Below are 22577 nucleotides of genomic sequence, written 5' to 3'. Positions count from 1 at the left end.
ACCTGACCCGAGCGCCGTCGGCCAGTGTGACGGCGCTCACGGAGGACGCGGATGTGCCACCGCGAGGCGACCGGTGGGACACTGGGGGCATGTCCGCCCTGTCCCACACCCCCGAGACCCCCGCGGCCGTCCCGGCGCTGCCCGCCGAGCACCCGCTGCGCACCGAGGATCCGTCACGCTCGACCGTGGCCAGCCCGCTCCTCCGGGCGCTGCGCGGCCAGCGCCCCGACCGCCACCCCGTGTGGTTCATGCGGCAGGCCGGCCGGTCGCTGCCCGAGTACCGCCGGGTGCGCGAGGGGATCGGGATGCTCGACTCCTGCCTCATGCCGGACCTGGTCCGGGAGATCACGATGCAGCCGGTGCGCCGCCATGACGTCGACGCGGCGATCTTCTTCTCGGACATCGTGGTCCCCCTGCGCCTGGCGGGCGTGGACGTGGAGATCCAGCCCGGCGTGGGCCCCGTGCTCGGCCAGGCCGTCCGCACCCCCGACGACGTCGCCGCGCTGCCCGTCCTCGAGGACGCCGCCCTGGACGTCATCCGCGAGGCCGTCGCGGCCACCGTCGCCGAGCTGGGCCCGCGCCCCCTGATCGGCTTCGCCGGCGCCCCCTTCACGCTGGCGGCGTACATGGTGGAGGGCCGTCCCTCCCGCGACCACTTCGGCCCGCGACGCATGATGCACGCCGACCCCGAGACCTGGGCCGCCCTGGCGGGCTGGGCGGCCACCGTGTCCGGACAGTTCCTGCGCGCCCAGCTCGAGTCCGGCGCCTCGGCCGCGCAGCTGTTCGACTCGTGGGCCGGTTCGCTCTCGGCGGACGACTACCTCGAGCACGTGCAGCCGCACTCGACGGCGGCCCTCGCCCATGTGGCCGACCTCGCCGGGCCCGGCGTCCCCGACGGCGCCCCGCTCCTGCACTTCGGCACGGGCACCGGAGAGTTCCTGCACCACATGCGTGACGCGGGCGCGACCGCCGTCGGCGTGGACCACCGCCTCACGCTCGCCGAGGCGCACCGCCGGCTCAGCGCGAACCCCGGCCCCGACGGACGCGGCGCCGTGCCCCTGCAGGGCAACATCGACCCGGCCCTGCTCGCCGCCCCGTGGGAGGTCCTCGAGGCCCACGTGCGCGACGTCGTCGCCTCCGGCGCCGTCGCGCCCGGCCACGTCGTCAACCTCGCCCACGGCGTGCCGCCGGAGACGGACGCGGCCGTGCTGACCCGCGTGGTCGAGCTGATCCACTCCCTGCCCGTGCCGGAGCGGGAGGGCCAGGACCCGGCACCGGGGGTCGACGCCACCGAGCGGGAGGTGCGCGCATGAGCGGCACGGCGCTCGTGGTCGGCGGCGGCATCGCCGGCCTCGTCGCGGCCCACCGGCTGTCCACGGCGGGCTGGGACGTGACCCTCGCCGAGGCCACCTCCGTGCTCGGGGGCGCGGTCTCCCCGCGCTTCCTCGACGTCCCCTCGCACGGCGAGACCGGAGCCCCCGAGACCCAGACCCTCGAACTCGACGGCGGCGCCGAGTCGTTCGCCGTCCGCGGCGCCGCCGTGCGCGCGCTCCTGGAGGAGCTCGGGCTGGCCGAGAAGATAGTCGCGCCCGAGCCCCTCGGCTCGTGGCTGCACGGTCCCGCCGGCCCCGTGCGTGCGCCGCGCCTCGGCATCGCCGGCATCCCCGGCGACCTCGACGCCGAGGACCTCGCCGCCGCCCTCACGCCGGCCGGCCTGGAGCGCGCCCGGCAGGATGCCGAGGCCCCCATGGATCGCTGGGCCGCCGCGCTCGCGGCCGGCGAACCGGTGACCGTCGCGCAGGTCGTGGCCGACCGCCTCGGCGACGAGGTGCTCGACCGCCTCGTGGCCCCCGTCGTCGCCGGAGTCCACTCGGCCGACCCCGCGGTCGTCGAGCTGGAGCGCGTGGCCCCCGGCCTGCTCGCCGCCGCCGTGGAGCACGGCGGGCTGGCCGCGGGCGTCGCCGCGCTGCGGTCCACCGGGACCCCCGGCTCGCTCGTGGCCGGGCTGGACGGCGGCATGGTCCGCCTCACCGGCCGGCTCGTCGACGCGCTGCGCGAGGACGGGGCCACCGTCCTGCGCGGCGTGCGGGTGGCCGCCCTGTCCCGCGTGCCCGCCACCGGCGGCTGGTGGGCCCAGATCTCGGACCGGGACGACGAGGTCGTCCGCGGGCTCGACGTGGACCGCGTCGTGCTGGCCGTGGACGGCGTCACCGCCTGGGACCTGCTGGCCCCGCTCTCGGCCGACGCCCTGGACCCCGACGCCGGCCCCGCCCTCGGCGAGGGGATCGCGCTGGCCACGCTCGTCGTCGAGGCCGCGGGCCTGGACGACGCGCCACGCGGCACCGGAGTGCTGGTCGGCGCCGGGACGGACGTGGCCGCCAAGGCCCTGACCCACGCCACCGCCAAGTGGGCGTGGCTGCGCGAGGTCGTCGCGCGGCCGCAGGAGGACGGCGTCGCCCGCCACCCCCACCGCCACGTGCTGCGCCTGTCCTACGGCCGCCAGGGCGGCGGGCCCGAGGCCCTGGGCCACCGCAGCGCGGACGAGGAGTTGCTGGCGCAGGCGCTCGTGGACACGGCGACCCTCACCGGGGTGCCACTGGCGGAGGAGGACGTCGTCGCCCGCACCGTCACCCGCTGGCGCCGCTCCATCCCGCCGCAGGCCGGCCCCGACCGCGCGAAGGCGGACACGCTGATCGACTGGGCACGGGACGTGCCCGGCCTCGACCTCGTGGGCAGCTGGGTGCACGGCACCGGGCTGGCCGCCGTCGTCGCCGGCGTGGACCGCACCCTCGGCGCCGACGCGCCGCCCGCCGGCTGACCTCGCCCCCAGACCACCCCTGACACAATCGGATCTCAAGGAAGAGGACCATGACCAAGGACAGCACCACCACCCCTGCCGAGGCCGGCAAGGACTGGTTCACCACCTACACCGTGTTCGCCCGCCCGCAGGGCGAGCCCGGCTGGCTGGGACTGGAGGGCCGCGACGCGAAGAAGGCCGCCAAGGAGTTCGACGAGGCCGTCGCGCGGGTGGCCGAGACCGGCGTGACCGTGCGCGGCGTCTACGACGTCTCGGGCATGCGCGAGGCCGGCGACGTCATGGTGTGGATGTACGGCCAGGTGCCCGAGGACCTGCAGGCCGCCATCCGCGAGCTGCGCCGCACCCGTCTGCTCGAGGGCACCACGATGGTGCTCTCGGCCATGGGCGCCGATCGCATGGCCGAGTTCAACAAGGACCACGTCCCCGCCTTCGCCATGGGCCGCAAGGCCCTGAAGTGGCTGTGCTTCTACCCGTTCGTGCGCTCGTACGACTGGTACCTGCTGGACCCGAAGGAGCGGGCCCGCATGCTCCGCGAGCACGGCCAGCTCGGCCAGGACTTCCCGCAGGTGTGGGCGAACACCACCAGCGCGTTCGGCCTGAACGACTGGGAGTGGCTGCTGGGCCTTGAGGCGGACGAGCTGACGGACCTGGTGGACATGATGCGCCACCTGCGCAACAACGAGACCCGCCTGCACGTGCGCAGCGAGGTGCCGTTCTACACTGGACGCCGTCTGGAGACCGCCGAGATCGCGGAGGTGCTGGCCTGATGACCGCCGCCCCCGAGCCCCGCGCCGACGCGCCCGTCCACACGGGCCCGGACGCCGGCGTCGCCCCGGCCCTCCGGGCGCCCGAGAAGGCCGCCGCCGGCGTCGACTACGACGTGTGCGGCGTGATGGCCCCCAAGGACTACGACGCCCTGCTGCTCGCCTCCTTCGGCGGGCCCGAGGGCCAGGACGACGTGATCCCGTTCCTGCGCAACGTCACGCGCGGGCGCGGCATCCCGGACGAGCGCCTCGAGGAGGTCGCCACCCACTACCGCGCCAACGGCGGCGTCAGCCCCATCAACGCGCAGAACCGCGCGCTGAAGGCGGCCATCGAGGCCGAGCTGGCCGCCCGCGGCCTGGACCTGCCCGTGTACTGGGGCAACCGCAACTGGGAGCCCTACTTCCCGGACACCCTCAAGCGGATGCACGCCGACGGGCACCGCCGCATCCTGACGGTCACCACCTCCGCGTACTCCTGCTACTCCTCGTGCCGCCAGTACCGGGAGGACATGGGCATGGCCATGGAGCAGACCGGCCTGACCGGGAAGGTGGACCTGGACAAGACGCGCCAGTACTTCAACCACCCCGGCTTCATCGAGCCGTTCCGGGACGGCCTGCGCGCGGACCTGGCCTCGCTGCGCGCGGAGCTGGGGGACGACGCGCGGATCCACGTGCTCTTCGCGACCCACTCGATCCCGACCTCCGACGCCGCCGCCGCCGGCCCGCGCGGCCTCGCCGCAGACCTGCGCGCGCAGGCGGGGGCGGAGCCGGGCGACGAGGGTGCGGACGTGTACTCGGCGCAGCACCTCGACGTGGCCCGCGAGATCCTCGCCGGCGTGCCCGAGGCCGCGGACGTGCCGTGGTCGCTCGTGTACCAGTCGCGCTCCGGCCCGCCCTCGGTGCCGTGGCTCGAGCCGGACATCAACGACGCGATGGAGCACCTCGCGGGCGAGGGTGCCGAGACGGACGCGCAGGGGCGTGCCGTGGCGGGCTTCGTCGTCGTGCCGCTGGGCTTCGTCTCGGACCACATGGAGGTGGTCTGGGACCTCGACACCGAGGCCAAGCAGACCGCCGAGGGGCTGGGTGTGGGGTTCCGTCGCAGCCCCACCCCGGGCACCGACCCGCGGTTCGTGGCCGGGCTCGTGGACATCGTGGAGGAGCGGCTGGGCCGGCGCGAGGGCCGCGCCGCGGCCGGCTGCTTCCCGGCCTGGTACGACGTGTGCCGGCCGGACTGCTGCGCCAAGGTGATGCGGGACGGCTCGACGCGGCCGACGACGTCCGCGGTCGACGCCACCGTGCGCGGGCTGGCCGAGCACGAGGCGGGCGCCGCGGCCCCGGCCGAGGAGGCCTGAGACCGTGAGCCCCCTGCGCATCGGCACCCGGGGCTCCGCCCTGGCGACCACGCAGACCAGCCACGTGGCCGAGGCGCTCACGGCGCGATCCGGCCTGGCCCACGAGCTGGTGGTGATCCGCACCGAGGGCGACGTCACCACCGGCTCGCTGGCCTCGCTGGGCGGCACCGGCGTGTTCGCCTCGGCGCTGCGGGCCGCCGTGCTCGACGGCGTCGTGGACGCGGCCGTGCACTCGCTCAAGGACCTGCCGGCCGCCCAGCCGGAGACCCTCGAGATCGCCGCGGTGCCGGCCCGGGCCGACCTGCGGGACGCCCTGTGCGCCCGCGACGGCCTCACCCTGGCGACCCTGCCCGAGGGCGCCCGGGTGGGCACGGGCTCTCCGCGCCGCGTGGCCCAGCTCAAGGCGCTGCGCCCGGATCTGGAGCTGGTGGACATCCGCGGCAACGTGCAGACCCGCCTGGCCCGCGTGCCCGGGCTGGAGCAGCACGACGACCACGCCCCGGCCGCCGTGGGTTCGCCCCGCGGTGACCTCGACGCCGTGATCCTGGCCTGTGCCGGGCTCGACCGGCTCGGCCTGGACCACGTGATCACCGAGCGGATCGACCCGGAGGTCATGGTGCCCGCCCCCGGGCAGGGCGCCCTGGCCATGGAGATCCGGGCCGAGGACGAGTCCTTCCTCGGTCGGGCGCTCCTGGACCCCGAGGCGCCGGTCGGGAGGCTGCACGCCGCCCTCGAGCTGGTCGACGATCGGGACACCCACGTGGCGGTCACCGCCGAGCGGGCCCTGCTGCGCCGCCTCGAGGCCGGCTGCGCCGCGCCGATCGGGGCCGTGGCCCGCGTGGGCGACGGCGAGGCCGGCGCGCCGCGCATCGAGATGACCGCGATGGTGGCCGCCCTCGACGGCTCGCGCGTGCTGCGCCGGACCTCGTCCGTGCAGCTCGACCCGGTGCCGGCCGACGTGGTCGGCGACCCGGCGGCCGCCGACGAGTGGCTCGAGGACACCCTGTTCGTGGCCGCGGAGGCACTCGGCGTGCACGTGGCCGAGCAGTTCGTGGCCGAGGGCGCCGACCTGCTGCCCGGCACGGTGCGCGGGGTGGACCGGGGCGACGGCGCCCCGCGCCCCGACGACCCGGCCTGAGATGCGCGTCCTGCTCACCCGCCAGCCGGCCCAGGCCGGCGACCTCGAGGCCGGTCTCGCCGGCGCCGAGGTGGCGGGGCGGCGGCTGCGGGTCGGCTTCCTGCCGCTGACCGACTTCGCGCTGCCCGACGACGACGGCCCGCTGCGCGCGCTGCTCGCGGACTGGGCGGGGGCCGACGGTGATGCGGCCGGGCCGGTGCGCTCGGACGGGTCTCGCTGGCTCGTGCTGACGAGCGCCAACACCGTACGGGCCCTCAGGGCCGTCGGCTGGGACGGTCATGTCCCGGCGGGCGCGCGGATCGCGGCCACCGGGCCAGGAACGGCACGGGTGCTGACCGAGGCGGGCTGCGACGCGGCGCCGTGGCTGCCGCCGGAGGACCGCTCCGCCGAGGGCCTGATCGCCGGACTCGCCGCCCTGCATCCCCGCGGCGCCCGTGCGTGGCTGCCCCAGTCCGACCGGGCCCGGCCCCGCCTCGCCCACGGCCTGCGCGCGGCGGGCTGGGACGTGCGGACCGGACTCGCCTACCGGACGGTGCCGTATCCGGCGCAGGCCGGCAGGCGGCTGCTCGACGGGGCGGACGAAGGCCGGGGGGACGTCGTGACGCCCGCGCGGCTGTCCGCGGTCGCGGCGGGGACCGCCGTGGTGCTCACCAGCTCGTCCGCGGTGGAGGAGTTCGTGGCCGCGGGTCTGGCACCGTTGGCGGGGGAGCGGGTGCGGCTCGTGGCGATCGGCGCGCCGACCCGTGACACGTGCGCGCGGCGGGGTCTGCCCCTGCTCGGGACGGCCCCCACGCCGGACGCGGCCGGAGTGCTGGCCGTGCTGCGCGCTGCGGCCTGAGCCGCCCGTCCGCACTCGAGGCGAGGCTCAGTCGGGGCGGTCGCCGTCCGGGTCGGTCGCGTCGTCCTCCGTCGGCGCCGGGCCGGCGTCGTGCTTCTCGTCCTGAGGCACGCCGGTGGCGGCGGCCATGATGTCCACCCGCGGGTCGCGCAGGATGGCGACCGAGACGTTGGTGAAGCCCGTGTTGGCGAGCAGCTCCGAGGCCTCCTCGTCCGTCAGGTCGTACGCGTGCGCGAGCATGCGCACGTTCTCCGTGTAGAAGGCGTGCAGGCGGTCGACGCCGCGCAGGAAGCCCAGAGTGTTCCCCATGGCGGGGAGCCTACCGGGCGCGCGTGGTGGACAGGTGGCCGGCGGGCGAACGGCCGGTGGACCGGCCCGCCGGCCGCGGGGGACGACGGGCCGTGCCGCTCAGCCCTCGGCGCGGCGGCTGCGGCGCCGGACCAGCGAGACCTCCATGGTCCGGCCCTCGGTGCGGGTGCGCAGGTACGGCTGGTCCTCCACGAGGGTGGAGAGCTTGGAGTGCCCGAAGTCGCGCGGGTCGAAGTCCACGTGGGTGCGGCTCAGGTGCTGGCCGATCAGGGACAGCGTGGCCCAGCCGTCGTCGGTGCTCGTGGCGTTGACGGCCTTGGTGAGCGCGGCCTGCAGGTCGATGCGCGGGGCGGCGTCGGCCTCGTCGTGCTCGGGCTCGGCCTCGTCCTGCTCGGGCTCGGCCTCGTCCTGCTCGGGCTCGGCTTCGACCGGCACCTCGGGCGGGGTCGGGTCCTCGGTGACGTCCGACGACGACGCACGGCGGCCCCGACGGCCGGCTCCGGACTTCGCCTGCGGACCCTTCCCGTCCTTGCCGGCGGCGGCGTCCCCGGCGGGCGCCTCGTCGGCGGCAGGCGCCTCCTCGGCGGCGGGGGCCTCGGCGTCTGCGTCCGTGGCCTCGGGGGTGTCGGTGGTCTTGGGCCCGCGACCGCGGCCTCGACCGCCGCGGCGGGACCCCGAGCGGCCGGAGCCCTCGGACGCCTTGGCGTTCTCCTCCTTGGCGGGGGCGTCCTCGCCGGTCTCGTCGTCGTCGACGTCCTGGTCCGTGGCGGTGCCGAGCAGCTCGAGGTAGATGAACTGGTCCACGGCGTTGCGCAGCGAGGCGGGGGTCTTGCGGGCGCCCAGGCCGATCACACGCTTGCCGCCCTCGCGCAGGCGGGTGGCCAGGCGCGTGAAGTCGGAGTCGGAGGAGACGAGGGCGAACGCGTCCACGTTGCCCATCCAGAGCAGGTCCATCGCGTCAATGATGAGCGCGGAGTCCGAGGAGTTCTTGCCCACGGTGTAGGCGAACTGCTGGACCGGCTGGATCGCGTGGTGGTTCAGCGCCTTCTTCCAGCCGTTGAGGTTGGTCGTGGTCCAGTCGCCGTACGCGCGCTTGATCGTGGGGGTGCCGTAGGTGGCGAGCTCCTCGAGGATCAGGGGGGCGAACTTCGGGGAGACGTTGTCGCTGTCCATCAGGACGGCGATGCGCAGGGATGCGGGGGTGGGTTCGGGCATGTGTCCCACCCTAGTCGGCGGCGGTGCGCCCGTGGCCGGCGGTGACCGGGATCGCCTCCCGCTCGCCCCGGCGCGGGCGGGGCCGCGAGGCGGCGGCCACCGTGCCGACGGCCAGCCCGACGAGCGCCGGGACCACCCAGCCGAAGCCGACCGCGTAGCCGGGCAGCACCCTGCCGGCCAGGCCCGTCAGGGCGGTGACGGGCGGCGTCGTCGCGAGCGCCTCCGGCAGGGCGCCCAGCAGGTCGAAGAAGGCGGCGAGCCCCGTGCAGGCGACCACCCAGCGGGTCACCGCCGGGCGGTCCCGCACCCAGGCCCAGGCGAGACCGAGCAGGATGACGACGACGGCGATCGGGTAGAGGAACCTCAGCACCGGGACGGACCAGGCGATGATCGCCTCCAGGCCCAGGTTGGCGAGCGCGAAGGACACCACGAGGAAGAGGCCCGCCCACAGCCGGTAGGACCCGGGGAACATCTCCGCGAACATCTCGGCGCACGCCACGATCAGTCCGATGCAGGTCTTCAGGCACGCGACGAAGACGATGGCCGCGATGAGGTACGCGCCCGCCGTGCCGAAGAAGTGGCTCGCGGTGCGGGCGAGGACGTCACCCCCGTTCGCGGCCTGCGCGAACGCGCCGTGGCTCGTGGCGCCGATGTACGCCAGCGAGGCGTAGACCACCGCCATCGCCGCGCCGCCGAGCAGCCCCGCCTTGCCCAGCTCCACCGCCATGCGGCGCGGACCCGTCACGCCCAGGCGCCGGGCGGCGTCGACGATCACGACCGCGAAGGCGAGCGAGGCGAGCGCGTCCATCGTGGTGTAGCCGTCCAGCAGGCCCCGCACGAACGCCCCGTCGGCGTAGGCGGGGGCGGGCGAGGGCAGGGCGCCCGTGCTCATCGGGGCGACGACGGCGGCCGCCACCAGGGCGCCGAGCAGGACCAGGAACGCCGGGGTCAGGTACCGCCCCACCCACTCCATGAGCCGGCCCGGACGGAACGCCGCGACCGCGGCGACCGCGAAGAACGCCGCCGTGAAGCCGAGCAGCCGCAGGCCGCCGTCGCCCGCCAGGGGCGCGACACCGATCTCATAGGACACCGTGGCGGTGCGGGGGATGGCGAAGAGGGGGCCGATCGTCAGGTACAGCAGGCACGTGAACGCCACGGCGAAGCGCCGGGAGACGGGCGCCGTCATCTCACGGACCGAGCGCGCCCCCGTCACCGCCGAGGCGACGATGCCCAGGACCGGCAGCCCCACCGCCGTGACGAGGAAGCCGAGCGTGGCCGGCGTGACCGCGGCGCCCGCGTCCCGGCCCAGGCCGGCGGGGAAGATCAGGTTGCCGGCGCCGAAGAACAGGCCGAACACGAGCGAGGCCAGCAGCAGGGTCTGGCCGGGGCGCAGGCGCGGGGGCATCACGGGCCTCTCGACGGCGGACGGGGCGCCACGACTGTACCCGGCGCGCGGGCTCGTGGCGCGGCCCGTGGGGTGGCGGAGCCACGCCCGGGGAGCGGTCAGCCTCCGCGCCTAGACTGGACGGGTCCCCGAACCAGGAGCGTGTGACCCCGTCATGTCCTTCCCGTTGCACCGTCCCCGGCGTCTGCGCCGGTCCGCCGCGATGCGCCGCCTCGTCGCCGAGACGCGCCTGCACCCCGCCGAGCTGATCCTGCCGGCCTTCATCAAGGAGGGCGCCGCCGAGCCCGTGCCGATCGCCTCGATGCCGGGCGTCGTGCAGCACACCGCGGACTCGCTCAAGGCCGCCGCGGCCGAGGCCGCCGAACTGGGCCTGGGCGGCATCATGCTGTTCGGCGTGCCGGCCACGCGCGACGCCGTCGGCAGCGCCGCCCTGGACCCGGACGGCGTCCTGAACCGGGCCATCCGGGACGTGAAGGCGGAGGTGGGGGATGGGCTCGTCGTGATGTCCGACCTGTGCCTGGACGAGTTCACCGACCACGGCCACTGCGGCGTGCTCACCGCCGAGGGCGCCGTGGACAACGACGCGACGCTGGAGATCTACGCCCGGATGGGCGTCGCGCAGGCCGAGGCCGGTGCGGACGTGCTCGGCCCCTCCGGGATGATGGACGGCCAGGTCCGCGTGATCCGGGAGGCCCTCGAGGGCGCCGGCCATCACGAGACCGCGATCCTCGCCTACGCCGCGAAGTACTCCTCGGCGTTCTACGGGCCGTTCCGCGACGCCGTCGACTCCCAGCTCACGGGCGACCGCAAGACCTACCAGATGGACGCCGCCAACCGGAGCGAGGCCCTGCTCGAGGTCGCCCTCGACCTCGAGGAGGGCGCGGACATGGTGATGGTCAAGCCCGCGATGAGCTACCTGGACATCGTGCGTGACGTGGCGGACATGGCGGACGTGCCCGTCTCCGCGTACCAGATCTCGGGCGAGTACGCGATGATCGAGGCCGCCGCCGCGCACGGCTGGATCGACCGCCGGGCCTCGATCGTCGAGTCCGTGCTCTCCATCCGGCGCGCCGGCGCCGGCTCCGTGCTCACCTACTGGGCGGCCGAGCTCGGCCGCTGGATGAAGGAGGGGTCCCTGTGACCGCGTCCCACCCGACCACCAACGCCGCCGCCTTCGCCGCGGCACAGGCCGTCATCCCCGGCGGTGTCGACTCGCCCGTGCGCGCGTTCGGCTCGGTCGGCGGCACGCCCCGGTTCATGGCAGGTGCACGCGGCCCGTACCTGACGGACGTCGAGGGCAACGAATACGTGGACCTGGTCTGCTCGTGGGGCCCCATGCTGCTGGGCCACCAGCACCCCGATGTCGTCGAGGCCGTCCACGCCGCCGTGGACCGCGGCCTCGGCTTCGGCACCTCCACGCTGGAGGAGACCGCGCTGGCCGAGCTGATCGCCTCCAAGGTCCCGGTCGAGCGCGTGCGCTTCGTGTCCACCGGCACCGAGGCCACCATGACGGCCCTGCGCCTGGCCCGCGGCGTGACCGGCCGCAACCTGATCGTGAAGTTCGCCGGCTGCTACCACGGCCACTCGGACGGCCTGCTGGCCGCGGCCGGCTCGGGCGTGGCGACCGCTGCCCTGCCCGGCTCCGCGGGCGTCACCGAGGCCGCCGCCTCCGAGACCCTCGTGGTGGACTACAACGACCGCGCCGCCGTCGAGGCCGTGTTCGCCGAGCACGGCGAGCGCATCGCCGCGCTCATCACGGAGGCCGTGCCCTGCAACATGGGCGTCGTGGAGCCCGCCGAGGGCTTCAACGCGTTCCTGCGCGAGATCACCCGCCGCCACGGCGCGCTGCTGATCTGGGACGAGGTGCTCACCGGCTTCCGCGCCACCGCCACGGGCGGCTGGGGCCTGTCCGGACAGCCCGAGGGCTGGACCCCGGACATCTGGTGCTTCGGCAAGGTGATCGGCGGCGGCATGCCCGCGGCCGCCCTCGGCGGCTCCGCCGAGATCATGGACCACCTGGCCCCGCTCGGCCCCGTGTACCAGGCCGGCACCCTCTCCGGGAATCCGGTGGCCATGGCCGCCGGCCACGCCACGCTCTCCCGCGCCGACGAGGCCGTCTACGCGGCCGTGACGCGCGCCTCGGACGCGGTGCGCGAGGGCCTCGTGGCCGCGCTCGACGCCGAGGGCGTGGACCACTCGATCCAGCGGGCCGGCACCCTGTTCTCCCTGGCGTTCGGCACCTCCGGCACCGGCGTGCGGGACTACCGGGACGCCCAGGGCCAGGAGGTCTTCCGCTACGCCCCGTTCTTCCAGTCGATGCTGGCCTCCGGCGTGTACCTGCCGCCGTCCGTGTTCGAGGCCTGGTTCGTCTCCGCCGCCCACGACGACGCGGCGGTCACCCGGGTGCTCGACGCGCTGCCGGCCGCGGTGAAGGCGGCCGCGGCGGCGACGCCCCAGGCCTGAGACCCGAGCGCGGGTCGGGGCCGGGCGCTCAGCGCTCGGCCTCGACCGGCCAGTGGCGCGAGACGGTGGCCTGCGGGTCCTTGCGCCGCAGGTACTGCTCGAAGCTCTCCGCCTGCTCGGCCTTCCAGCGGACCTGCCGCTCGTGCAGCTCCGCCGGCGCCATGCGCAGCTGCTCGTACTGGGCGGCCAGGGCGTCGGCCACCTGGACGGCGGCGAGGGCGTCCGCCGCGGAGGTGTGCGCGTTCTCCAGGGTCACTCCGTAGTGCTCGGACACCGCCGAGAGCGTGCGCTTGCCCTTGCGGAACCGGTCCACCTGCTTGTCCAGGACGAACGGGTCGATCACCGGGCGGGCCTCGAGCGGCGTCAGCCCGTGGCGGCGCGCCTCCCGGTCCATCACCGTGAAGTCGTACACGCCGTTGAACGCCACCACGGGGATGCCCGCGGCGAACAGGTCCCGCAGGGTCTCGGTGATCTCCGTGACGCCCTGCGCGGCGGGCATGCCCTCCGCCTGGGCCCGCTCCGTGGTGACGCCGTGGACCTCGGCCGCCTCGGCCGGGATGGGCACGCCCGGGTCCACGAGCCACTCGGCCGACGACGCGGCGCGGCCGTGCTCGTCCACCATCACCAGGGTGGCGGTCACGATCAGCGCGGTGCGCGGATCACGTCCGGTGGTCTCGAGGTCGAAGCCGGCGCGGATGCTCTCATGCCAAGTCACGCGCCTCACGCTACCCGGACCGGCGGACACGACAGGATGGGGTCGTGACCGATCACCCTGTGCTCCCCGGCGCCCGCCACCGCGACGACGGACCGCTCACCCTCGGCGAGGGGCTCGAGGCGCTCGCCCGTCTGGTCCCGCCCGGACACGCCGTCAGCTACGGGGGGCTGGCCGGCCTGCTGGGGGCCGGCGGCCCGCGGCAGGCCGGCCGGGCGATGGCCGAGTCGAGCCCCGGCACGCCGTGGTGGCGGGTGGTCCGGGCCGACGGCTCGCTGCCTCCGGAACTGGCCGCGCGGGCCGCCGTCGAGCACGAGCGGGAGGCCACGCCCCGCACCCCGGCCGGGCGCGTGGACCTGCGGCGGGCCCGCTGGGAGCCCGACGACGGTGCCGCGAGAGCGATCCGTGCGATCGCCGACCGTATCGTGTCCGGGCCCGGTGCGAGGATGAGGCCATGACCAGGGAACACGGGGAGGACCCCGTCGACGACGACGCGGCGGCGCCGGAACGGGCCGCCCGGCTGGTGCGCACGGCCGCCGCGCCCGAGGACCGGATCACGCTGACGGACGAGCAGGAGGCGATCGCCTCGCTCGCCCCCGGGCACGGCCCCGTGCTCGTGCTGGGCGCCCCCGGCACGGGTCGCACCACCGTGGCGGTCGAGTACGCGGCCCGCCGGATCGAGGCGGGGCTGGACCCCGAGTCCCTCCTGCTGCTGGCCCCGAGCCGGGACGCGGCGGCGCGGCTGCGCGACGCCCTGACCCGCCGGCTCGCCGCCGCCGGTCGGGGCACCCGGGCCGTCACTCCCGTGCGGACCTGGTCCTCCTACGCGTTCGACCTGCTGCGCCGCGCCCGCGTCACGGGACCGCTGAGGCATCTGGAGGTCGCCCCCCGGCTGCTCACCGGTGCCGAGCAGGACACGGTGATCGCCGAGCTGCTCGAGGGCTACGCCGCCGGCCTCGCCGCCGCGCCGGACTGGCCGGACGACGTCGCCCCCGCCGTGGAGGCGAGGGGATTCCGCCGCGAGGTCCGCGAGCTCGTGGACCGCATGAGCGAGCTCGGCCTCGAGCCGGGCCGCCTGCAGGAGCTTGGCACCGCCCACGGGCGCCCCGAGTGGGAGGCCGCGGCAGTGCTGCTGCAGGACTACCGGGACAGGATCGACCTGGGCATGGCCGAGGCGTTCGACGCCGCCGGGCTGCTGTCCGCCGCCGTCCGCGTGCTCACCGAGCGGCATCCCGAGGACCCGGAGCGCGACGCCGCGGCGCAGGCGTTCGTGGCGGAGGAGCGGGACCGCCTGGCCGTGCTCGTGGTCGAGGACCTCCACGAGGCCACCCCCGCCGTGCACGACCTGCTCAGCGTGCTCGGCCGCGGGCGGGACGTGCTGCTCACCGCGTCGCCGGACACCACCGTGGAGGGCTTCCGCGGCGCCCGGCCCGACCTCCTCGCCCGGTACCCCGGGGTCCTCGACCCCGACCCCGTGCCGGGGGCCGCCCCGCCCGCGTCCCCGGACGGACGCGTCCGGGTGCTGACGCGCGGGCACCGCATGCGCGCCGAGGTCCAGGACGCCTACCTGCGCGTGGCCCGCCGGGTCCGCCAGCGCACCGCCGGCGTCGAACGGACCCGCACCGAGACCGTCCCGGCGGACGGCGACGGCGCCGTCCGGGCGCACGTCGTGCCCACCCGCGCCCACGAGGACCAGCTCGTCCTCGAACGGGTGCTGCGGGTCCACCACGAGGACGGGGTGCCCCTGGACCGGATCCTCGTGGTCGCCCGCTCCGGCTCCCGTGTGGCCGCGCTCGCCCGCCACCTGGAGGCCGAGGGCGTCCCCGTGCTGCGGGACGCCGCCGGGCTCGTGCTGAAGGAGGAGCCCGCCGTCGCGCCCCTGCTCACCCTGCTGGACGCGGCGGGGGCGCTCGCGGAGGACCCGGAGGCCCGGGTCGAGAACGTGTTCGACCCGGACGAGGTCGTGGGACTGCTCACCGGCCGGTACGGGATGGCCAGCGCGCTGCACGTGCGGCGGCTGCGCCAGGACCTGCTGGCCGCCGAGCGGGGCCGGGGCGGCCGGCGCACCTCGGACGCGCTGCTCGCCGCAGCCCTGCTGGACCCGAGCCTGGCCGGCCCCGAGCACGAGCGGCACCGCGCCCTGCGCCGCGTCCACTGGATGCTCCGGGACGGTCTCGAGGCCGCCCGCGCCCCCTCGGCCTCGCCCGAGACCGTGCTGTGGGCGCTGTGGTCCGCCTCCGGTCGGGCCGAGCGGTGGCGTTCGCTCGCGCTGCGGCCCGCCGAGCACGCGAACGACCGCCGCGAGTCCCGCCGTGCGGACGCGGACCTCGACGCCGTCGTCGCCCTGTTCAAGGTGGCCGAGCGCTTCGTGGACCAGTTCCCGGGCGCCTCGCCCGAGTCGTTCGCCGTCTACATGGAGTCCCAGGACCTGCCCGTGGACACCCTGGCCCGCCGGGCCGAGTCCGGCGACGCCGTGCACGTGCGCACCCCCGCCGCGGCGGCCGGCCAGGAGTGGGACACGGTGATCGTCGTGGGCCTGCAGGAGGGCGTGTGGCCGAACACCCGGCTGCGCGGCCAGCTGCTCGGCGCCACCGACCTCGTGGACCTCGTGACCCTGCCCGCGGACGCCCCGTGGCCCACGGACCACCGCACCCGGCTGCGCGAGGTCCGTCAGGACGAGCTGCGCATGCTCGCGGCCGCCGTCTCCCGGGCACGGCGCCAGGTGGTCGCCACGGCCGTGCGCTCACCGGATGAGGGCCCCTCCGACTTCCTCGACCTGGTGGACCCGCCCGAACGGCTGCCCGCGGAGGCGCGCGACGCCGCCGGCGTCCGGCGGCTCACCGTGGTCCCCGACCCGATCACGGCGCCCGCGCTCGTCGGCCGGCTGCGCCGCGTCCTGGAGGCCGGGGACGAGACGGACGCGGCCGACGGGGCGACACCCCGGGCGGCGGCCGCCGGCCTGGCGGTCCTCGCCGCGGACGGCGTGGGCGTCGCGGACCCCCGACGCTGGTGGGGCCTGCTGCCGCTGTCCACCGAGGCCGCGCTCGTCGACCCGGAGCGCGAGGTCGTCGCGCTCTCGCCCTCCCGCGTGGAGACGGCCCTGCGCAATCCGCTGGACTGGGTGCTGTACCACGTCGGCGCGAACGCGGGCGGGACCCTCGCCCAGTCCGTGGGCACGCTCGTGCACTCGGTGGCCGAACACCATCCCGAGGGCGTGCCCGAGGACGTGCGTGCCGAGCTGGAACGCCGCCTGCCCGAACTCGGCCTGCCGGAGGGCTGGATCACGGAGATCGAGCACGACCGGGCCCGTGGCCTGGTGGACGCCTACATCGGCTACTGGAGCATCGCCCGGGCGGCCGGGCGTCGGCCCGTGGCCCAGGAGGTGCGGCTCCTCGCGGACCTGACGTGGGGCGGGACCACCGTCCGGATCACCGGCGTCGTGGACCGGCTCGAGGCGGACGCGCAGGGCCGACCCTTCATCGCCGACCTCAAGACCGGCCGCAGCGCGCCCACCGGCGCGGAGATGGCGCGCCAGCCCCAGCTGGCCGCCTATCAGGTGGCCGTCCGCGCCGGCGGTCTGGAGCCGGTCCGGGACGACCCCGCCACGGACCCCGCCCTGCGCGCCGCGCTCGCCGGCCTGGAGCACCCCACGACACCGGGCGGCGCGGCCCTCGTCCAGCTCGGCGCCGGCACCCAGAAGACCAAGGTGCAGGACCAGCCGGCCCTCGAGGACGAGGACACCTGGGCGCTCGAGCAGGTGTTCACCGCGGCCCGCCGCACCACGGGGCCGCGCTTCCTCGCCCTCCACGAGGCCGGCGCCCGCCGGTGCGCGCTGCCCTCCGTCTGTCCGCTCTGCTCCGAAGGAAGGCAGGTCACCGAATGGCCCCGCTGACCGGCGATCCCGCCACCCAGACCGATCGTCCGCGCGTCGAGGACGCGGTCCACTCGCCGGAGGACATCGCGGCGCGGCTGCGGCTGCCCCCGCCCACGGAGGAGCAGGCCGAGGTGGTCACCGCCCCGCTCACTCCGCGCCTGGTGCTGGCCGGCGCCGGCTCCGGCAAGACCGCCACCATGGCCGACCGCGTGGTCTGGCTCGTGGCCAACGGGCTCGTGCGCCCGGACGAGGTCCTCGGCGTCACGTTCACCCGGAAGGCGGCCGGTGAGCTCGCCGAGCGGATCAACGGGCGCGTGGACGCCCTGCTGCGCTCCGGCCTCGAGATCCCCGGCTTCGACGGGGAGCCCGAGGACCTGGGCCGCGCCTCGGTGTCCACGTACCACTCCTACGCGGGCGCGCTCGTGCGGGACCACGGCCTGCGGATCGGCGTGGAACCGGAGGCGCGGCTGCTCGGAGGCGCGGACGCCCACCGGCTCATGGGCGCCGTCGTGCGTTCGCATCCGGTGGTCGCGGACACCCTCGGCGTGGCCCCGTCCCGGCTCATCACGCAGGCGTTGCGGCTGGCCGGGGACATGGCCGAGCACCTGGTGACCGCGGACGAGGTGCGCGGGTTCCTCGCCCGGCTGGCCGAGCAGGGGAGCGCCCTGCCGCTGCCCCCGCGCGCCAAGACCCCCTCGAAGGAGATCCAGGAGTTCCTGACCGGCCTGGCGGACCGCGCCCTCATGGCGGACCTCGTGGCCCGCTACGACGAGGTCAAGCGCGAGCAGGACGTCATGGACTTCGGCGACCTGCTGCGCCACGCGGCGCGCATCGCCGTCGAGGTGCCGGCGGCCGGCGAGCAGGAGCGCGCACGGTTCCCCGTGGTGCTGCTGGACGAGTTCCAGGACACCTCCCACGCCCAGATGCGGATCTTCGCCGGGCTGTTCGGCCCGCGCGGCCCCGAGGACGACGCGCCCGGGCTGGGGCACTGCGTCACCGCGGTGGGCGACCCCCACCAGTCGATCTACGGCTTCCGCGGCGCCTCCGCCGGACAGCTCTTCGCCTTCCCGCACGCCTTCCCCCGGCTGGAGACCGGCCCCGGCGGCGCCCCGCGGCGCGTGAACGCGGACGTCTCGCACCTGACGATCGCGTGGCGCAACGAGGAGTCGATCCTGGCGGTCGCCAACGCCGTCGCCGCACCGCTGAACGCCCACGCCGCCGCGACGGGCGGCGCGCCGGTGGAGGTGTGCACCCTGCGGCCCCGGCCGGGCGCGGGGGAGGGCGTCGTCCGGGTGGACCGGTTCGTCACCGCGGAGGAGGAGGCCGCCGACGTCGTCGCCCGCCTCGGTGCCCTCACCGGGGCCGGGCCCGGGGGGACCACCCCGAGCCGCGCCGTCCTGTGTCGCACCCGCGCCCAGTTCGGCCCCGTGCTGGACGCGCTCGACGCCGCCGGCCTGCCCTACGAGGTGCTCGGGCTCTCCGGGCTGCTGGCGCTGCCGGAGGTCGCCGAGGTGCTCGCCGTCCTCCACGTGCTGGCCGACCCCACGCGCAGCGACCAGCTCGTCCGCCTGCTCACCGGCCCGCGCTGGCGCATCGGTGTGGCCGACCTCGAGGTGCTCCAGGAACGCGCCCGGTTCGTCTCGCGGCTGCGGGCCGGACGGGCCGCCGGTGGGCGGGAGGACCCCGCCGGGGACGCCCCGGACGTGGCCCCGGTCCGGGACGTGAGCCCCGAGGAGGACGCCGACGCCGCCGCCCTGCTGGAGGCCCTCGACTCCCTGCCCGGGGAGGGGACGGACTGGGTCGGCTCCCGCGGCCGCGGCTTCTCACCCGAGGGCCTGGCCCGACTGAGGGCCGTCAACGCCGAGCTGCGCCGGCTCTTCACGCGCACCGGGGAGGACCCGGCCGACCTCATCGCGGAGGTGATCCGTGAGACGGGGCTGGACGTCGAGGTGGCCCTGCGGCCCGGCGTCTCCGCGGCCGCGGCCCGGCGGCACTTGAACGCGTTCCAGGACGCGGCCCGCGACTTCGGCGCCGGCACCACCGCGACGGACCTGACGGCGTTCCTGGCCTGGACGGAGTCCGTCCTCGAGCACGAGGACGGCCTCGGCGTCGAGAACGCCGAACCCACTCCCGGCCTGGTCCAGGTGCTCACCGCGCACGCCTCGAAGGGGCTCGAGTGGGACGTCGTCGCGGTCCCCGGCCTGCAGGAGGGCACGTTCCCCTCCACCCGGGCGGACCGCTGGACCAGCCCCGGGGCCGGCGCGCTGCCGTGGCCCCTGCGCGGGGACCGCGCGTCGCTGCCGCAGTGGGACGGCTCGTGGGCCCAGGACCAGCGGGACTGGGTCCAGTCCGCCGGCACCAAGTACAGCTCCAAGGCAGCCCAGGAGGGCAACCCGGACCCCTATGCCGTGGCCGTGGCCGCGCACGCCGAGCGCGAGGAGCGGCGCCTGGCCTACGTGGCGTACACGCGCGCGCGATCCGCCCTGTGGCTGAGCACCTCCCTGTTCAAGGGCGTCAACAAGGAGCCCCTGCCGGCCTCGGCCTTCCTCGAGGAGGTGGCCGGCCTGGCGGGGCAGGTGCCCGGCGTCGCGCTCGGCCCCGCCCCGGCCGAGGACGACCTGCCCGAGGCCAACCCCGCCGCGGGCCGGACGCTGGTCGCCCGCTGGCCCTTCGACCCGCTCGACGGCCCGGAGGCCTTCGTCGCCGACCCGGAGGACCCCGAGGACGAGGAACGCTGGCAGCCGCTGCCGCGCCGCTCCCGGGCCCGCCGGGAGGCCGTGGAGGCGGCCGCCGCGGCCGTGCACGCCGCGGACCCGGCGGCGCTCGCGGACGACCCGGAGCTGGCCCGCCAGGTGGACTGGGTGCTGCTGCGCCGCCGGGACGTCGCCGGGACGGGCGGGGAGACCGCCCTGCCCGAGCACGTCTCCGTGTCCCTCTACGGCGAGCTCGCCGCCGACCCGCAGGCCGTGGCCGAGCAGCTGCGCCGGCCCCTGCCCCGGCCGCCCGCCCACGCAGCGCGGCGCGGCACGGCGTTCCACGCGTGGCTCGAGGAGCGCTTCGGGGCCACCGGCATGCTGGACATCGACTCGGCCGAGGACGCCGCGGACCTGTGGGTCGACGAGGCCCTCGACCTCGGCCCGATGCAGGAGTGGTTCCGCTCCTCGCGCTGGGCGGAGCGCACCCCGGCCTTCGTCGAGGCCCCGGTCGAGACGACGGTCGGCGGGATCACACTGCGCGGCCGGGTCGACGCGATCTACCGCTCCGGCGGCGACCCCCGCCTGCCCTTCGACCCCGAGGCCGACTGGGAGCTCGTCGACTGGAAGACCGGCGCCGTGCCGCGGGGCCGCGACCTCGAGCTCAAGTCGCTGCAGCTGGCCGTCTACCGGCTCGCCTGGTCACGGCTGCACGGGATCCCGCTGGAACGGATCGGGGCCAGCTTCGTGTACGTGGCCCACGGGCAGGAGCGCTCCTTCCCGGACCTGCCGGGGGAGGAGGAGCTCGAGCGTCACATCACGGACGCCCCGGCCCGCCGTTGATCGGCCGCACCACCTCGACGGCGGGCAGCGGCCCCGTCTCCGGGTCCGCAGTCCTTGCGGCCGCGGCCTCCCGGGCGTCCTCCGCCGCATCCCGGGCGTCCTCGGCGGCGTCGGCGGCCGCGTCGGCCTCCGCCTGGCGCGCGGCCGCCTCCTGCGCGGCGCGCACGTCGCCCTCGAGCTCGGCCAGCATGGCCTCCGCCTCGGCGACCATTGCCTCGTCGTGCCGGTCCAGGCCCCGCGTGAGCCACTGGGCGAGGGCGAACTCGGCGAGCAGCGCCGCCCGGCGCATCACGTGCGCGTCGCCGTCGTCGGCGGCCCCCGCGTCGGCGCGCCGGGCCGCGTAGGCGTCGAGGACGCGGTCGGCCAGGTCCGGGTCCGTGGCGGCGGCCAGCCAGGCGACGTCGTCGGCCGGGTCGCCCACGTGCAGGTCCGTCCAGCCCGTCACGCCCACCACGCGGCCGCGCTCGAGGAGCAGGTTGTCCTCGTGCAGGTCACCGTGCACCGGCACCGGGGTGAACCGCCACAGGGCCTCCTCCTCCATGGCCTCCTCCCAGCGGCGCAGCAGCAGGGGCGGCACGCGGCCGGAGGTGGCCGCCTGGTCGAGGGCGTGGAGGTGACGCTGCCGGATCTGCTCCGCCGTGTAGGAGGGCAGGTCCGCGTGGTCCACGACGTCCGAGGGCAGCGTGTGGATCGCGGCCAGCACGCGGCCCACGTCCTGCACCGCGGGCTCGCCGAGCCGGGCCAGCTCGTCCAGGGTGACGGGACGCCCGGGCATGTCCTGGTAGACGAAGGTGCGCAGCCCCTCGAGCCGCACCGCGCCCGCCACGGAGGGCGTGCGGAACGGCAGGCCGGCGCGCACCGCCGGGGTCAGGCCCGCCAGCACCTGCAGCTCCGTCTCGAGACGGATGCCCGCCTCCGGGGTGCGGGGCGAGCGGACACGCCACCGCTGGCCCTCACCGTCCACGACGACGGCGGTCGAGAAGTCCGCGGGGTCGTCCGGGCTCGCCTCCACGGAGACGGGGGCGAGGCCGGGGACGGCCGCGGCGGCCAGGGCTGCGAGACAAGGGGCTGACGATCCACCCCTCCAGCCTAGGCGCGGAACGCCCTCCCCCGTCGCCGGGCGCACCGGAGACGGGTCGCTAGCCTGGACGCATGGCTTCCTGCCCCCCGTCTTCGTCCGACCCCACCGTCGCACCACCCCTGGCCCTGCCGCTGGCCCGTGAGGAGCTGGACCGCGGTGCCGTGGCCCGCCTCGACCCGGGCCACCTGGCGGCGGCCTGGGCGCGCGAGGGAACGGAGGTCCTGTGGCTGCAGGGCGGCCGCGCGCCGGTCGCGGACGGGCGGCTCGTCTTCACCGCGCCCTCCGGCCCCGTGCCGGCCGAGGCGGCGTATCTGGGTCGCGGCACCGCGGCGGACCGGGGCCCGCACGGGCGGGAGCGCGAGGTGGTCTCCGTCGCCGTCGAGCCGCCGGCGGCCCTGCCCGAGGACGCGGCCACCGCGCTCGCGGACGCCGTGTGGGTCGGCCTCCGCGACGCGGCCGCCGCCCTCGGCGACGCGGACACCGGGCTGTTCGTGGCCGCCGTCGCGAACGCCAACTGGCACGCCACCCACCGCTTCTGCGCGTTCTGCGGCGGCGCCACGGACGTCGAGGCGGCCGGCTGGGTGCGCCGCTGCCGCGACTGCTCCCGGGAGCAGTTCCCGCGCACGGACCCGGCGGTGATCGTGGCCGTCACCGACCCGGCCGGGCGGATCCTGCTGGGCCGCAACGCGGCGTGGCCCGATGGGCTGTACTCCTGCCTGGCCGGGTTCGTGGAGCCGGGGGAGTCCCTGGAGCACGCGGTGGTCCGGGAGATCGCGGAGGAGTCCGGGGTCACGGTGACGCAGCCGCGCTACCGCGGCTCCCAGCCGTGGCCCTTCCCGCGCTCGCTCATGCTCGGTTTCACCGCGCTGGCCCCGGCCGGCGCCGAGCCGGTCCCGGACGGCGAGGAGATCCTCTCCGTGCGCTGGTTCGAGCGGGAGGAGCTCGCGCATCTGGCCCGCGAGGGCGACGTCACCCTGCCCGGGGCCGTGTCCATCGCGCGGGCGCTCATCGAGGATTGGTACGGTGGGACGCTGCCCGATGCGCAGACCCTGATCACCTAGGAGGACTCGTC

At 76.3% G+C, this 22577-nt stretch carries 17 protein-coding genes; 12 read left to right on the top strand and 5 right to left on the bottom strand.

All coding sequences use genetic code 11. The features are described 5' to 3' along the window. Positions 1–89: 89 nt before the first annotated feature. From hemE to MLUT_RS19090, 6 genes are read left to right on the top strand one after another with little or no spacing between them, the layout of a single operon-like run. Positions 90–1313, top strand: a complete 1224-nt coding sequence (gene hemE / locus MLUT_RS19115) for a uroporphyrinogen decarboxylase (protein WP_010080566.1) — start codon at positions 90–92, stop codon at positions 1311–1313. After that, positions 1310–2818, top strand: a complete 1509-nt coding sequence (locus MLUT_RS19110) for a protoporphyrinogen/coproporphyrinogen oxidase (protein ID WP_010080567.1) — start codon at positions 1310–1312, stop codon at positions 2816–2818. The genes hemE and MLUT_RS19110 overlap by 4 nt, the downstream gene beginning before the upstream one ends. 50 nt (positions 2819–2868) lie before the next feature. Beyond that, positions 2869–3585 carry a hydrogen peroxide-dependent heme synthase gene (gene hemQ, locus MLUT_RS19105; protein WP_010080568.1) on the top strand — a complete coding sequence of 239 codons (717 nt, stop codon included), beginning with the start codon at positions 2869–2871 and terminating at the stop codon, positions 3583–3585. Beyond that, positions 3585–4934 carry a ferrochelatase gene (locus tag MLUT_RS19100; protein ID WP_010080569.1) on the top strand — a complete coding sequence of 450 codons (1350 nt, stop codon included), beginning with the start codon at positions 3585–3587 and terminating at the stop codon, positions 4932–4934. Before hemQ ends, MLUT_RS19100 begins: the two co-directional genes overlap by 1 nt. A gap of 4 nt (positions 4935–4938) precedes the next feature. Beyond that, positions 4939–6072, top strand: a complete 1134-nt coding sequence (hemC, locus tag MLUT_RS19095) for a hydroxymethylbilane synthase (RefSeq protein WP_012751002.1) — start codon at positions 4939–4941, stop codon at positions 6070–6072. 1 nt (position 6073) lies between these two features. Further along, positions 6074–6910 (top strand): uroporphyrinogen-III synthase, encoded by an 837-nt coding sequence (locus tag MLUT_RS19090; RefSeq protein WP_012751001.1) that lies wholly within the window; start codon positions 6074–6076, stop codon positions 6908–6910. A gap of 27 nt (positions 6911–6937) precedes the next feature. Here MLUT_RS19090 and MLUT_RS19085 read toward each other — a convergent pair whose 3' ends face one another. The 3 genes from MLUT_RS19085 to brnQ all read right to left on the bottom strand — a co-directional run bounded on the left by MLUT_RS19085 (position 6938) and on the right by brnQ (position 9839). Further along, positions 6938–7219 (bottom strand): hypothetical protein, encoded by a 282-nt coding sequence (locus MLUT_RS19085; RefSeq protein WP_010080574.1) that lies wholly within the window; start codon positions 7217–7219, stop codon positions 6938–6940. Positions 7220–7318: 99 nt separating this feature from the next. Then, positions 7319–8434, bottom strand: a complete 1116-nt coding sequence (locus tag MLUT_RS19080; protein WP_010080575.1) for an NYN domain-containing protein — start codon at positions 8432–8434, stop codon at positions 7319–7321. Positions 8435–8444: 10 nt separating this feature from the next. Next, on the bottom strand, positions 8445–9839 hold the full coding sequence (gene brnQ, locus MLUT_RS19075; RefSeq protein ID WP_010080576.1) for a branched-chain amino acid transport system II carrier protein: 1395 nt from the start codon (positions 9837–9839) through the stop codon (positions 8445–8447). A 154-nt stretch (positions 9840–9993) separates the two neighbouring features. Between brnQ and hemB the strand changes: the two genes are divergently transcribed. Next, positions 9994–10980 (top strand): porphobilinogen synthase, encoded by a 987-nt coding sequence (gene hemB, locus MLUT_RS19070; protein WP_010080577.1) that lies wholly within the window; start codon positions 9994–9996, stop codon positions 10978–10980. Further along, positions 10977–12302 carry a glutamate-1-semialdehyde 2,1-aminomutase gene (gene hemL, locus MLUT_RS19065; RefSeq protein WP_010080578.1) on the top strand — a complete coding sequence of 442 codons (1326 nt, stop codon included), beginning with the start codon at positions 10977–10979 and terminating at the stop codon, positions 12300–12302. Before hemB ends, hemL begins: the two co-directional genes overlap by 4 nt. A gap of 28 nt (positions 12303–12330) precedes the next feature. Here hemL and MLUT_RS19060 read toward each other — a convergent pair whose 3' ends face one another. Next, a complete protein-coding gene (locus tag MLUT_RS19060) occupies positions 12331–13017 on the bottom strand; it encodes a 3'-5' exonuclease (protein ID WP_010080579.1) in 687 nt (228 codons plus the stop codon). A 44-nt stretch (positions 13018–13061) separates the two neighbouring features. Between MLUT_RS19060 and MLUT_RS19055 the strand changes: the two genes are divergently transcribed. The 3 genes from MLUT_RS19055 to MLUT_RS19045 are packed head-to-tail and all read left to right on the top strand — an operon-like array spanning position 13062 to position 20424. Beyond that, a complete protein-coding gene (locus tag MLUT_RS19055; protein ID WP_010080580.1) occupies positions 13062–13472 on the top strand; it encodes an MGMT family protein in 411 nt (136 codons plus the stop codon). After that, complete coding sequence (locus MLUT_RS19050) at positions 13469–16906, top strand: ATP-dependent helicase (protein WP_010080581.1); 3438 nt, start codon at positions 13469–13471, stop codon at positions 16904–16906. Before MLUT_RS19055 ends, MLUT_RS19050 begins: the two co-directional genes overlap by 4 nt. Further along, positions 16894–20424 (top strand): ATP-dependent helicase, encoded by a 3531-nt coding sequence (locus MLUT_RS19045; protein WP_010080582.1) that lies wholly within the window; start codon positions 16894–16896, stop codon positions 20422–20424. Before MLUT_RS19050 ends, MLUT_RS19045 begins: the two co-directional genes overlap by 13 nt. Here MLUT_RS19045 and MLUT_RS19040 read toward each other — a convergent pair. Next, positions 20399–21436: a phosphotransferase gene (locus tag MLUT_RS19040; RefSeq protein ID WP_012751000.1), complete on the bottom strand. Its 1038-nt coding sequence runs from the start codon at positions 21434–21436 to the stop codon at positions 20399–20401. The genes MLUT_RS19045 and MLUT_RS19040 overlap by 26 nt on opposite strands. Before the next feature lie 140 nt (positions 21437–21576). On the opposite strand from MLUT_RS19040, the gene nudC reads away from it, so the two are divergent. Continuing rightward, positions 21577–22566, top strand: a complete 990-nt coding sequence (gene nudC / locus MLUT_RS19035; protein WP_012750999.1) for an NAD(+) diphosphatase — start codon at positions 21577–21579, stop codon at positions 22564–22566. The last annotated feature ends 11 nt before the right edge of the window (positions 22567–22577 follow it).

Source organism: Micrococcus luteus NCTC 2665, from assembly GCF_000023205.1.
Taxonomy (GTDB): Bacteria; Actinomycetota; Actinomycetes; order Actinomycetales; family Micrococcaceae; genus Micrococcus; species Micrococcus luteus.
The sequence above is the reverse complement of the archived record's forward strand: the minus strand, read 5'-3'. Positions and strand labels throughout refer to the sequence as shown.

Excerpts from the sequence above, each read along its gene's own strand:
- MLUT_RS19100 (WP_010080569.1), top strand. The coding sequence starts at position 3,585 with ATGACCGCCGCCCCCGAGCCCCGCGCCGACGCGCCCGTCCACACGGGC.
- MLUT_RS19085 (WP_010080574.1), bottom strand. The coding sequence starts at position 7,219 with ATGGGGAACACTCTGGGCTTCCTGCGCGGCGTCGACCGCCTGCACGCC.
- hemQ (WP_010080568.1), top strand. The coding sequence starts at position 2,869 with ATGACCAAGGACAGCACCACCACCCCTGCCGAGGCCGGCAAGGACTGG.
- MLUT_RS19050 (WP_010080581.1), top strand. The coding sequence starts at position 13,469 with ATGACCAGGGAACACGGGGAGGACCCCGTCGACGACGACGCGGCGGCG.
- MLUT_RS19045 (WP_010080582.1), top strand. The coding sequence starts at position 16,894 with ATGGCCCCGCTGACCGGCGATCCCGCCACCCAGACCGATCGTCCGCGC.
- nudC (WP_012750999.1), top strand. The coding sequence starts at position 21,577 with ATGGCTTCCTGCCCCCCGTCTTCGTCCGACCCCACCGTCGCACCACCC.
- MLUT_RS19110 (WP_010080567.1), top strand. The coding sequence starts at position 1,310 with ATGAGCGGCACGGCGCTCGTGGTCGGCGGCGGCATCGCCGGCCTCGTC.
- hemE (WP_010080566.1), top strand. The coding sequence starts at position 90 with ATGTCCGCCCTGTCCCACACCCCCGAGACCCCCGCGGCCGTCCCGGCG.
- MLUT_RS19090 (WP_012751001.1), top strand. The coding sequence starts at position 6,074 with ATGCGCGTCCTGCTCACCCGCCAGCCGGCCCAGGCCGGCGACCTCGAG.
- hemB (WP_010080577.1), top strand. The coding sequence starts at position 9,994 with ATGTCCTTCCCGTTGCACCGTCCCCGGCGTCTGCGCCGGTCCGCCGCG.
- MLUT_RS19080 (WP_010080575.1), bottom strand. The coding sequence starts at position 8,434 with ATGCCCGAACCCACCCCCGCATCCCTGCGCATCGCCGTCCTGATGGAC.
- brnQ (WP_010080576.1), bottom strand. The coding sequence starts at position 9,839 with ATGCCCCCGCGCCTGCGCCCCGGCCAGACCCTGCTGCTGGCCTCGCTC.